Source organism: Nocardia sp. NPDC004568, assembly GCF_040609955.1.
GTDB lineage: Bacteria > Actinomycetota > Actinomycetes > Mycobacteriales > Mycobacteriaceae > Nocardia.
In genome coordinates this window covers 1-11,854 of the sequence record NZ_JBEXLL010000022.1, presented here as the reverse complement: position 1 = coordinate 11,854, position 11,854 = coordinate 1, and the positions used below count along the sequence as shown (strand labels likewise).

The window sequence follows — 11,854 nt, the reverse complement described above, 5'->3', positions numbered from 1 at the left end:
GTGGAACATTTCCGGCCGTACGGCTGACCGCCGCGACATTCGGCGATACCGTCGGCATATGACCGGACCTCTGCCGCTGGATCTCGCCACACTGCGCCGGGCCCCGAAGGCGCTGCTGCACGATCATCTCGACGGTGGGCTGCGGCCCGCCACCGTGCTGGAACTGGCCGCTGACTGCGGATACGACCGGTTACCCGCGACGGATGCCGAATCTTTGGCGCGCTGGTTCCGGGACGCGGCCGACAGCGGCTCGCTGGAACGCTATCTGGAGACCTTCACCCATACGGTCGCCGTGATGCAGACCCCGCGGGGGTTGCACCGGGTGGCCCGCGAATGCGCCGAGGATCTGGCCGCGGACGGGGTCGTCTACGCCGAGGTGCGGTTCGCGCCGGAACAACACCTCGAGCAGGACCTGACGCTCGACGAGGTGGTCGAACACGTATTGGCCGGTTTCGCCGCGGGTGCGGCGGCCGCCGCTTCGGCCGGGCAATCCATCGTGGTGCGCTGCCTGCTCACTGCCATGCGGCACGCGGCCCGGTCCCGGGAGATCGCCGAATTGGCGGTCCGCTTCCGCGACCGCGGGGTCTGCGGTTTCGATATCGCGGGCGCGGAGGCCGGATACCCGCCCACCCGGCATCTGGACGCCTTCGAGTTCATGCGGGTCAACAATGCGCATTTCACTATCCACGCGGGTGAGGCCTTCGGCCTGCCGTCCATTCACGAGGCGCTGGCGTTCTGCGGGTGCGACCGGCTCGGGCACGGCGTCCGGATCGTCGACGATATCGAGGTGCCCGGCGAAATCGAGGATGCCCGGCTCGGGCGGCTGGCGGCATATGTGCGTGACACCCGGGTGCCGCTCGAACTGTGCCCGTCGTCGAACGTGCAGACCGGCGCGGTGCCCTCGCTGGACAAACACCCGTTCGACCTGCTGGCGCGACTGCGCTTCCGGGTCACCGTGAACACCGACAATCGCCTGATGAGCGATACCAGCATGAGCCGGGAGATGCTCAAACTGCACCAGACCTTCGGCTACGGCTGGAGCGATCTGGAACGGTTCACCATCAACGCGATGAAATCGGCGTTCATCCCGTTCCCGGAGCGGCTGCGGATCATCGACGACATCATCAAACCCGGGTACGCGGTGCTGCTGGGCTGAGGCGGCGCCCCGGAGTACCGGTCGGTCCGGAAACCATCGGTGGGAGCCCGTGGCGCACCTCTCGGGCGCCGGGATTCTAGGCTCGGCGTCGATATGTACAACAGGCAGCTAAACCAGCGCACCGCCCGCCTCCTGGGTTCGGTGCTCTCCGCCGCGGTTCTCGCGGCCGGACCGCTCACCGTCTGCGGGAGCGCGGCAGCGCAGCCCGCGCCACCCACCACCACTCCGTTCACCACCCCGGTCACCGATACGTGCCCGCAGAAGGCACAGCCGCCGCCGGCGATCGACGCCTCCGAGGTCCCCGCACCCGGCGAATCGGCGCCGACGCCGCTGTCGGTCCCCGATTCACCGATCGGCGGGAAACGGCTCAGCGAATGCGGTGTGGTGCTGCCCGCCGGCGCGCCGGCACTGCCCGCCGATATCTCCGCGACCGCCTGGATGGTCTCGGACCTGGACACCGGGGCGGTCCTGGCCACCAAGGACCCGCACGGCCGTTACCGCCCGGCCAGCACCATCAAGGTGCTGCTCTCGATCGTCGCGCTGCGCACCCTCGACCTGGACAAGGTCGTGGTCGGCACCCAGGCCGACGCCGATGTCGAGGGCACCCGCGTCGGGATCGGTCCGGGCGGCCGCTACACCAACCGGCAACTGCTGCACGCCCTGGTGATGGCCTCGGGTAACGACGCCGCCCACGCCCTGGCCGCTCAACTGGGCGGCGACGACGTGGCGGTGCTCGAGATGAACGATCTCGCGAAATCACTGCACGCCTACGACACTCGCGCGGCCACTCCGTCCGGTCTGGACGGTCCCGGGATGAGCACCTCGGCCTACGACCTGTCGCTGCTCTTCCGGGAGGCCATGTCGATCCCGCTGTTCGCGGAGATGATCAACACCGAACAGTTCGACTTCCCCGGCTACCCACCGGACCCACGCATCCCCGGCGACCAGGACCATCCCGGCTTCCCGATCGCGAACGACAACGGACTGCTCTACAACTACCCGGGAGCACTGGGCGGCAAGACGGGTTACACCGACGACGCCCGCCAGACCTTCGTCGCCGCCGCCGAACGCGACGGCCGCAGGCTCGCGGTGACCCTGCTCCAGGCCGATGTACTGCCGATCCGCCCGTGGGAGCAGGCGGCCCGGTTGCTCGACTACGGTTTCGCGCTCGGCCCGGACGCGCGGGTCGGCGATATCCCCGGCGACGACGACGAATCCGAACTCGACGCACCGGGGCTCGCGGTCCCGCCGCAGGACGCGGTGGCGTACTCGGCCCAGGGCCCGGGCGGTGGAGGATTCGAAGAGCTGTGGATGCTGCTCATGGTCGGGGGTCTGATCCTGGTACCGATTCTGCTGCTCGGTACCTGGCACGTACGCACCCGTCAGCGCTAGCCGGAGTTTCCCGGCGGTGCCGGCCGGGGGTCCCTCACCGCCCCCGGCCGGCCCGGGTCAGTCCGTGGTGAAGAAGTCGCCGGCCCGCTTCCGGACTTCGGCGCACCGGAAATCGAGTTCCTCGGCGGTATCCGCGACGACGAACACCAGGCCGAGGGCCACCGAATCCATCATGGACCGGGTGGCCGGATAGATCCGCCCCGGCTCGGCCGCCATCCGGACCTCCCGCACACCCGGGAGCTCCGCCAGGAGCACATCGGCTCCACCGAGGTACCGGGCCTCTCGCTCGACACTGAGCAACACCAGCGCGCCGCGCCGGGACAACACATAGCCACAATCGCGTGCCGGCACCGGCGCGCGCAGACCGAAGAGCTCGGCGATGTATTCGCTTTCGCGGTGGATCTGCGAATTACCGGTCAGCACATAGGTGTGCTGGGGGTGACCGATCCCGTGGGCGCGCGCCCCGAAGTCGATCAGCCGGGGGCCCAGCGGGCCGGACATGATCTCCATATGCCCGGGCCCCACCCGCATACCCAGGGCATCGAGCACGCGGCGCGCGTATTCGGCCAGTTCCCGCACGATCGGCTCGTCGTGGTCGAGCCACCGGCCCTTCTCGTAGACGAAATCGCCGGACTCCGAGACCCACTTGTCGTACACGGTGACGCAGAGGATCTCGTGTCCGGCCGGGGTGGAGAAGGTGTCCACGGCGTATTCCACCCGGGGGGCCGGATACATCTCCTGGATGAGAGCGGCCGAGGCACCCCCGAAAAATCCCGCACTGTCGGTGATCGCCGTGACCGCTTCGGTCAGCTGGCCGGGGGTCCCGACCAGCCGGACATCCACGGAGGCGGCGCCCCGGGCCGGTTTCACCACCAGCTTGCGGCCGGCGCGTAATTCGGCCACCGCTTCGGCCGGTACCGCGGTGTGCCCCGCGGGCACGGCCCGGGTGGCCAGTGTCGGCACCCCGGCGGCGGCCAGGGCCTCGAACATGTACTGCTTGTCCCATCTTCGCTGCGGCAGCGGCGTCTCCCCGGCCGGGCAACCCGGAATATCGGCGCGTAATCGCTCGGTCAATTCGACACCGGGCTCGGATCCGGCGACGACATAGGCGACCGACCGCTCCGTGCACAGGCGCAGCAGCGCTTCATAGGAATTCCCGAGATCGGCGGCGAAATCCACCGCCCCCGGTGTGGGCGCGGTACGGAATCCCGAGACCAGCGCATGATCGGTATCCAGGAGGACGGGTTCGATCCCGTACCGCTGGAGCACCCGGGGATACAGTTTTCCCGAGCTCACGGGATCCACGATCAATACCGAATTATCCGACACGAACCGAACTCCTGTCCTTGGACATTCCTGCAACTACCGCCACCGCGCCCGCGGCGAACGAGATCTGGATGACGAGCGTCCAGTACAGCGCGCTGTCGTGCAGCACCCCGAAGGCGCCGAGGCCCGGGCCCACCGCGAAACCGAAGGACTGGGCGGCCGACAGGTATCCCTGGTACCTGGGGTTCTCCGAAGGCGTCGAGATATCGGCTATCGAAGCGCTCGCCTGCGGAATGAAAATCGCCTCGCCCAACGAGAAGAGCACGAATCCGACGATGCATACGGTCCAGCTCGAACCCGCGCCGCAGACGGCGAGCCCGAGCCCGGTGACGAAGATCCCCAGCCCCAGCGCGTAGTTCCATTTCAGGCGGGCAGTCAGCGTACTGATCGGCAGCTCGAAGAAGATGATGAAAAGTGAATTGACGACGAGCAGCACGCTGTAGAGCCGACCGTCGTCGGAGATCTTCGCGACCGACAGCGGAATTCCACTCATACTCTGCGCGTAGACCGCCATGGCCGTGCCGAATACCACGACCACCGCCCACAGCCGCGAAACGCGGGACGGATCGTGTGGTGCCGCCGCGGCGGCATCGGAGACGGGATCGGGTACCGGCGCGTTCCGCTCCCGCGCCGCCGCCAGCACCTCGGCACCCCGGAGCCTGGCGCGTTCGGAGAACAGGAACGCGCCGGTGCCCGCCGACCCGAGCGCGGACAGGAAGAACAACATCGAGAAGTTGTGCTCGCCCACCGCGGAAACCATGATCGGCGCCACCGTGACACCGCTGCTGAGGAAAATGCGGTGGAAAGCGACCACCGTGACGGTGTTTCCCTCGTAGGCCGATCCCGTCACCAACGCCGCCGCGGGCCCCGAGAACGATTGCGTCACCGCCACGCTCAGCGAGGCGAGGACAATGGCCGGTACCGGATCATCTGTCGAAGTACCGAGCAGGTACAGCAGCGGAACATTGAGCAAGGAACCGGCGATGAGCACATCGGTGGAGCCGAAACGGGCGGCGAACCAGCCGCCGGCGACCGATCCGAGCACCCCGGCGAAACCGCCCGCGAACAATGCGAGGGTCAACGCCGAGGGGCTCAATCCCATCGATTTGTAGAACACCGTGGAGAAGAGCGCCAGAAAGCCGACCGACCTGCTCAGAAAGGTGGTGATCGAAATGATCCATACTTCCGCGGGAAACGTCGGCGTCTTCCGCTTGCGGGCTAGCGCGACGGCCAACGGATACTCCGCCTCGAATCAGCCGGGCGCACCACCTCTGGTGCGGGATGCCGGGTCGATGCCTCGGAATCCACCGGGTCCTCCTCTACTCGGCAGCATGCCGAATGCTCTGCGTCCCGGTAAATTTCCGGGAATCGAGCTGCCTCGGATCGGACCATAAGACAGGCGCCGCCCCGGAACATCCGTCATACGAGCAGAAATATCCGTATTCGGGCGCATAAGCACTTACCCGGCGGGGTACTCAGGCACCCCGCCGAGGCGAAAACGACCGGACGGCTCCGGCAAGAGCGCCGATTCGGTATCGGAGTATTCGCGTATGTCGCCCACCGGCCGCCCGCGGTTCGGGCCCGATCCGCCGAGGTGAAATATGGCCGAACATCCGGTGCTGCGCCGGGTTACGCGCGCCGCCCGGCCGGGCGCGCCGTTCAGCCGCGCCGGCGGCGGCGCAACCGGGTGAGTCCCAGAGTGGTGAGCGCGCCCGCGCCGAACAGCGCGGCACCACCGAACACGCCCGGCCGGCCGCTGTCCATTCGCGGCCGGATCAGCGCCGGCGCGGGGACCGGCACCGAAGCCAGTTGCTCGTTCTCCCGTGCGGTGGCCGCCCAGGCCGTGGCGAACAGGATGATCCGATAGACCACGTAACTGAACACCATGATGCCGATGATCGAACCGAAGGCGGCGCCGGCCGGACTGTTCAGCACCGACCGCATATAGATCCCGGCGATATTCTTGAAGACCTCGAAACCCACTGCCGCCAGCGCCGCGGCCTTCAGCGCACTGCGCAGGGTGACCGGTTCCCGCGGCAACCGGGCGATGATCCAGGCGAACAGCGCCCACGAGGCCACCATGGCGAGCACTGTGGACGACAGCCACAACAGCCACCGCACCCCGGGCATCTCGTGCAGGCCCAGCAGTTCGAGCAGTTGCACACCGAGCCGGCTCGACGCCACCGCCGACAACCCCAGCGATACCACCAGGGCGAGGAAGAGACCCAGCAGCGCACCCAGGTCCGACAGTTTGGTGCGCAGCCAGTTGTCCTCGTCCGAGGGCTGCTCCCACTGTTCTGTCAGCGCTTTGCGCAGGTTCGCCATCCAGCCGAGGCCGGAATACAGCCCGGTGAGCAGACCGAGCACACCCACCGTGCCGCGTGAGTTCACCGCCTGGTCGATCAGGTCGTTGAGTTGATCCCCCATCTCGCCCGGGATGTTCTCGACGACCTTGTCCTGCAGTTCGCCGAGCAGCTCGGCATTGCCCGCGAGCACGAAGCCCGCGATGGCGAAGGCGATCATGAGCAGCGGGAACAGGGACAGCACAGTGAAATACGTGATACCCGCCGCGTAGTAGTCGCCGCGCTGACTCTGATATCTGCCCGCCGCACGCACCAGATGATCGAGCCACGGCCGCTGTCCGATCATGCGCTGGACTGCGGCCTTGCCGTTATCGATCACCTGCACTGTTCGCGCCCCTCATCGCCACACGCACGGCCGCGGACCGGTATCAGTGGGTCAGGAAGCCGACCCGGTCGTAAACCTGTGCGAGAGTGTTGCCGGCGATCTCGCGCGCACGCTCGGCTCCGGTGGCGAGTATGCGATCGAGTTCACCCTGATCCGCCATGTACTCTTCCACTTTCGCACGCAACGGCGTGACGAATTCGACCAGTGCGTCGGCGACGTCGACTTTCAGGTCGCCGTACCCGCGGCCTGCGTAGTCCTTCTCCAGCGTCACGATCGGCGTCTCGGTCAGCGCCGACAAGATCACCAGCAGGTTGCTGACGCCGGGCTTGTGCTCGACGTCGTAGCGGATCTCGCGCTCGGTATCGGTGACCGCCGAGCGCACCTTCTTCGCCGTCACCTTGGGATCGTCGAGGAGGTTGATCAGGCCCGCGTCCGAACTCGCGGATTTGCTCATCTTGGCGGTGGGATCCTGCAGGTCGTAGATCTTCGCGGTGCCTTTGACGATATGGGCCTCCGGGACCACGAAGGTCTTCTTGAACCGGGTGTTGAACCGCTGGGCGAGATTGCGGGTGAGCTCGAGATGCTGACGCTGGTCTTCCCCGACCGGCACCTGATGGGCCCGGTAGAGCAGGATATCGGCCGCCATCAGCACCGGATAGGTGAACAGGCCGACGGTGGTGTTCTCGGCCCCCTGTTTCACCGACTTGTCCTTGAACTGGGTCATCCGGCTCGCCTCGCCGAACCCGGTGATGCAGTTCAGCACCCAGGTCAGTTCGGCGTGCTCGGGCACCTGCGACTGGACGAACAGGGTCGAGCGCTGGGGATCGATACCCAGCGCCAGCAGCTGCGCCGCGGCGACCCGGGTGCGGCGGCGCAGTTCCTTGGGATCCTGCGACACCGTGATCGCGTGCATATTCGGGATGAAGTACAGCGTGTCGTATTCGTCCTGCATATTGACCCAGTACTGCAGGGCACCGAGATAGTTACCGAGGTGGAACGAGGCACTGGTCGGCTGGATACCTGAGAGCACCCGCTGTTTACGTTCCCCGGCGGCCGGGGTCTGCGCAGGACTGGACATGCCCATGATTTTGGCATGCGGGTCGAGCCGAATTTCGCTCCGCCCAGTTGCGCGGATCGATCCCGGGCATACTCTGCTTCCCCTCCCGGGCCAGACGCCGCTCCTGCTCGGTGATCAGCCGGTACATCGGTGCGCTCGGCCCGTTGAGCGCGGTTTTCACCGGCCGCGGTACCAGCACCGAGGGCACGCTGTGCGCATTGCGCACCGACTGCGCCAATCCGCGGTAGGCGATCTCGTCGGTACGTTTCCACTCGATCCCGTACATTTCGCGGATGCGCCCGGGCAAGCTGCCCTGGACAAGCAGGTAGTACGCCGAACTCACCTGCCGGCCCGGCGCGCGCTGCGGGTAGGGCACCACGTGGCCGGACAGATAGTTGCCCACCTTGCGCGCCTCGTCGGTGAGGAACAGCTCGTCGGAGGCCAGGTAGGAGTCGAAGTACGCCCGGAACGCCCGGTAGTCCGCCGGGGCCGCCTTCCGCGGCATGCCGAACAGCTCGCCCCAGCACACATAGTCCTGGTACAGGTCCTCGCGCTCGGTATCGCTGAGCCGCCGGACCAGCAGGTCGTACATAACCTCGGCCGATTCGAAGGTGAACGCCATGGTCATGAAGCTCAGGTGCGGGTCGTAGGCGGAGTAGGCCGACCCCGCCGGGTGGTGCGCCCCCGCGTGCTCCGGTAGCCGGCCCTGCACCTTCGCGTGCTTCTTCCCGGTGAACGCCAGCGCCCGGTCGGCCTGCTCCCGGGTGCCGAAGAAGACGGCTTCGAAGAGTTTCCCGGTAAGCGCCAGCCGGGTGTAGGGGGTGTCGCGATGTTCGGTCGACTCGGCGGTTCCCACGTAGAGCAGGGGGTTCACCGCACCGATCACGAGCGCCCGCAGTCCGTAGGTGAACCCTACGGCGCGTTTCCGCATCACCCGCCTGATCATCGAGTCGTCGGAGAAGTATCCGGTGTCCACGGCCATCTCAGCCTCCTGGTCGGCTCCACGACGTGCACTGCGCACCCGCATCTGGCAATAGCATCCACCAGTTCGAGCGTTTCTGGCAAGAGGTGTTCCCAAATTGCGGCGGTTTCCGTGGCGGTGCGGAGGCGGCGCCGACGGGGTGTGGCGGTGAGCTGGTTGTGAAGGCGAGGGTGGGCGGACCAATAAACTCGGGCTATGGCAGCGCAGCGCACGTATGGCGGTTTGTCCGCGGAGGAACGGCGGGTCCAACGGCGCACCGCGTTGCTCGATGCGGCACTCGAGATCATCGGCACCCAGGGACTGGACAAGCTCACCGTGTCGGGGATGTGCTCGGAGGCGGGGCTCAACGAGCGCTACTACTACGAGAGTTTCGGCAGCCGGGACGACGTACTCACCGCGCTGGTCGACGGCATCGCCGAGGAACTGGTGATCGCGATCGCGGGGGCCCTGCGGACCGCCGGTGACGACTCCCGTGCCAAAGCGCACGCGGCCATCACCGCCGGTATCCACCTGCTCACCGACGATCCCCGCAAGACCGAGGTCACCATGGTCGCCGCGATGGCGACCCCGCAGTTACGGGCGCGCACCACCGAGACGATCCGGGTCTTCGCCCGGCTGGTGGCCAGTGAGGGAATCGAGTTCTACGGGGTCAGCGATCCGGCGCCGGACCCGGTGATAGATTTCCGGGCCACCTACCTGGTGGGCGGGCTGGTCCAGACCCTCACCGGCTGGGTGCGCGGTGATCTGCCGATCGACCGGGACCAGCTGATCGAATACACCACCGATGTGTTCGTCCTGCTCGGTGAGGATTTCGCGCATCGCGGCACCTGACCCGCCGACGGTCAAATGCGGACGGGAACCGCGGTCAGCCCGTCCGGCGCCCCCTGCAGCACGACCCGGAACGCCACCTCCCGTGAGATCCAGAATTCCGCGCATTCGGCGAGCACCGAATCGAACCATGCCCGCTCTCCCGGCGCATCCGCGAGCAGTTGCTCGGCATCGCGGACGGCGACCACATAGCCGGTGGCGTCCCCGAGCAGATCCTCGAGGTTGAACAGGCATTCGTCGAACGCGTCCTTGTTCGGCCGGAAGTAATACGGGAACTGCAGAGCCGCGGCGAATTCGTCGAACAACCCCGCGACTGTGCGCATCCGGCTGCCGCGGACTTCGCGCACCCGGTAACCGGCGGGCGCGCTGTAGCGCACCCTGCTGAACTCGGCGGCGTCCACGGCCGCCGCACCGACGGCCGGGGGCGCGGCCACGACCGTCGGTCCGTGGCGCGGCAGGGTGAGGAAATCGGCCAGCAGAACAGGTTCGGACATCAGCGCATCCTGGTGAAGGTGTCGTAGTGGTCGCCGGTGTACCAGGCAGATCCGTCGCTGCCGGTGACGATGCGTTCGGCGTCCCGGGACTGTCCCGGTTTCTTCGGGTTCACATCCCATTCCCGGTACTCGACGGCCTTGCCCGCGGAATCGGCGGCGGGCAGGCGACCCTCCCGGTTCCTGAACGGGACACCGCCTTTGGTGCCCGGAGCGTTCGCCGAATCGGGCCAGCGCCCGGCATCGATCTCCACGAGTGTCGTGTAGGCACGGTCGGGCACCCCGGCCGCCTTCGATACGACCGGGGCATCGGAGGCCGTGGTCCGGCCCGGCGCCGGCTTCGGAACCGCCGGTGCGGAGGTCACCGTGGTCTCCGACCGGGCCGCGGCCGAGGACCCGCCGTCGTTCCCATCCCCCTGGGTGCCGAGCAGGGCGACCACGACAGCCACCAGCACCGCACCCACCGCCGACAGGACCTTCACAACTTTCGCACGCACGGCTACCCCTTCATCGATACTGGACCGTCACCGGAGCGTGGTCCGACCAGCGCTCCGCGTAGGTCGCGGCCCCTTCGACCACCGCCTGCTTCGCCCGTTCGGCGGCCTGCGGCGTCGCCAGCTGGTAATTGATCCGCCATCGGACCGACTCCGTTCTACAAACTAGGATTGCCCTCAGCAGGGAAGGAAAAGGAAGCAGGATGGAGAACCAGCTACGCGCGTTGCTGGTAGCGCGCTTGTCGGTCATGACTGACGAATCTACGTCACCAGCGCGACAGGTAGAACACGGCCGAAACGCGATGCGCGCCCGAGGATGGATAGAAGCAGACCTACACCGGCGACTGCCCAGATGAGCTAAGTGGTTGGGCAGGCGAGACGCCAGTTGCCTACTCTCCCCATCCGGCTCGATACGTTCCGATGTGCCGGACGTGCCGTGAGTACCGCTAAGCTGCGTCGTATAAATCTTGCTATCATGTTTTCATGATTTACATACCGGGTATGTAAATGTCAGCGAGTGGGTGCGGGTCGGGTGCTCCAACACCGTATGACCCACACCACCTCTCGTTGGGTTACCTCCGTCGTTTCTTCCAGAGCTGGCGGAGCACAAGGCCCGCACCTGCAAGTGCGAGCCGCGCCAAGATCTGATCCGGTTCCGGCGTAACGCCGGTTCCGATCATTTCTACGGTCAGGTCCAGGACGGACCCAAAGACTGCCTTCACCACCGCCGGGATGGCTCGTAACCACCGGTGGTGTTCGGGTTCTCGGCGCTCAGGCTGTGTATTGCCCCGCTCCTCCGGGGGCAACCGCCCTTCTTGAGGGTTAGACATGACGTCCTTCCTCAACAGCCCCGGCGCTGGACTTTCCATGCTAGGGCTGAAGCTTTAACTCCTCTCCTTGCCGCCTACACCCTGGGACTTCATCGTCCGGGGGCGGCAACGTTCTTGTGTTCTAACAGATTAGCGTGCTGCGTTTCCGAAAAAGCCTCTCGCACAGGCTTTCGAGTCGCGAGGGTGCAACTCGCCCCCCAGTCAAGTCAAAGGCGAGGATGCTTAGCGATCGCCCTACCTCATCGGTTACCAGATTGGTTACAGCCAATTCTGACGCGATCCCAAGGATTCAAAGTGACTAGAGTCACAAAAATGGCCTCGGTCGACGAGGAAGAGAAGCCGGGCTCACGCCCACGGCGTGTCTGTTGCGCTGCTGAGCAAGCGCTCTTTCCAGCCCTTCGGGGAGGCCACGGAACACCCCACTCGGCTAGTACTCCAGCCGCACTTGGTTATGTAATCGGTGTCGGCGCTGGTAGTGGGCTTTTCTGGCCCGGTATTGGTGCCGGCGCCGCCACGTTGACCACTGCCAGATAGCGGTGTGGTCTGGGCGGTAGGTGATTATGTGTGCCAGAAGACGGCGGATTTCGCCGAGGGTGAGCGAGATAAATTC

At 66.4% G+C, this 11,854-nt stretch carries 11 protein-coding genes and 1 pseudogene; 3 read left to right on the top strand and 9 right to left on the bottom strand.

Features of this window, described 5'->3' with window-relative positions:
- Positions 1 to 58 precede the first annotated feature (58 nt).
- Together ABZV91_RS12925 and ABZV91_RS12920 are read left to right on the top strand one after the other, a co-directional pair.
- Complete coding sequence (locus ABZV91_RS12925; protein ID WP_355239804.1) at positions 59 to 1,156, top strand: adenosine deaminase; 1,098 nt, start codon at positions 59 to 61, stop codon at positions 1,154 to 1,156.
- A gap of 93 nt (positions 1,157 to 1,249) precedes the next feature.
- Positions 1,250 to 2,548: a D-alanyl-D-alanine carboxypeptidase family protein gene (locus ABZV91_RS12920; RefSeq protein WP_355239801.1), complete on the top strand. Its 1,299-nt coding sequence runs from the start codon at positions 1,250 to 1,252 to the stop codon at positions 2,546 to 2,548.
- 57 nt (positions 2,549 to 2,605) lie between these two features.
- Here ABZV91_RS12920 and ABZV91_RS12915 read toward each other — a convergent pair whose 3' ends face one another.
- The 5 genes from ABZV91_RS12915 to ABZV91_RS12895 form a co-directional block, all read right to left on the bottom strand.
- On the bottom strand, positions 2,606 to 3,877 hold the full coding sequence (locus tag ABZV91_RS12915) for an ATP-grasp domain-containing protein (RefSeq protein ID WP_355239798.1): 1,272 nt from the start codon (positions 3,875 to 3,877) through the stop codon (positions 2,606 to 2,608).
- The gene (locus ABZV91_RS12910) at positions 3,867 to 5,108 is read right to left on the bottom strand and encodes an MFS transporter (protein WP_355239795.1); all 1,242 of its coding nucleotides are present in this window, start codon (positions 5,106 to 5,108) and stop codon (positions 3,867 to 3,869) included. Before ABZV91_RS12910 ends, ABZV91_RS12915 begins: the two co-directional genes overlap by 11 nt.
- A gap of 425 nt (positions 5,109 to 5,533) precedes the next feature.
- Positions 5,534 to 6,562, bottom strand: coding sequence for an inner membrane protein YhjD (gene yhjD, locus ABZV91_RS12905; RefSeq protein WP_355239792.1), 1,029 nt, complete (start codon positions 6,560 to 6,562; stop codon positions 5,534 to 5,536).
- A 43-nt stretch (positions 6,563 to 6,605) separates the two neighbouring features.
- A complete protein-coding gene (trpS, locus tag ABZV91_RS12900; RefSeq protein WP_355239789.1) occupies positions 6,606 to 7,640 on the bottom strand; it encodes a tryptophan--tRNA ligase in 1,035 nt (344 codons plus the stop codon).
- Entirely contained in the window at positions 7,600 to 8,601 is a 1,002-nt protein-coding gene (locus tag ABZV91_RS12895) for an oxygenase MpaB family protein (RefSeq protein ID WP_355239785.1), read from the bottom strand. Before ABZV91_RS12895 ends, trpS begins: the two co-directional genes overlap by 41 nt.
- A gap of 195 nt (positions 8,602 to 8,796) precedes the next feature.
- Between ABZV91_RS12895 and ABZV91_RS12890 the strand changes: the two genes are divergently transcribed.
- On the top strand, positions 8,797 to 9,432 hold the full coding sequence (locus ABZV91_RS12890; protein WP_355239782.1) for a TetR/AcrR family transcriptional regulator: 636 nt from the start codon (positions 8,797 to 8,799) through the stop codon (positions 9,430 to 9,432).
- Between the two features lie 11 nt (positions 9,433 to 9,443).
- On the opposite strand, the gene ABZV91_RS12885 is transcribed toward ABZV91_RS12890, so the two are convergent.
- From ABZV91_RS12885 to ABZV91_RS12870, 4 genes and pseudogenes are all read right to left on the bottom strand, one after another.
- Complete coding sequence (locus ABZV91_RS12885; RefSeq protein WP_355239779.1) at positions 9,444 to 9,923, bottom strand: barstar family protein; 480 nt, start codon at positions 9,921 to 9,923, stop codon at positions 9,444 to 9,446.
- Positions 9,923 to 10,417 carry a ribonuclease domain-containing protein gene (locus ABZV91_RS12880; protein WP_355239777.1) on the bottom strand — a complete coding sequence of 165 codons (495 nt, stop codon included), beginning with the start codon at positions 10,415 to 10,417 and terminating at the stop codon, positions 9,923 to 9,925. The genes ABZV91_RS12885 and ABZV91_RS12880 overlap by 1 nt, the downstream gene beginning before the upstream one ends.
- A gap of 10 nt (positions 10,418 to 10,427) precedes the next feature.
- Positions 10,428 to 10,556, bottom strand: a pseudogene (locus ABZV91_RS12875) (exodeoxyribonuclease III); the annotation flags it as partial.
- A gap of 1,115 nt (positions 10,557 to 11,671) precedes the next feature.
- Positions 11,672 to 11,854 (bottom strand): hypothetical protein (locus tag ABZV91_RS12870; RefSeq protein ID WP_355239774.1); only part of this gene is annotated, 183 nt, incomplete at its 5' end.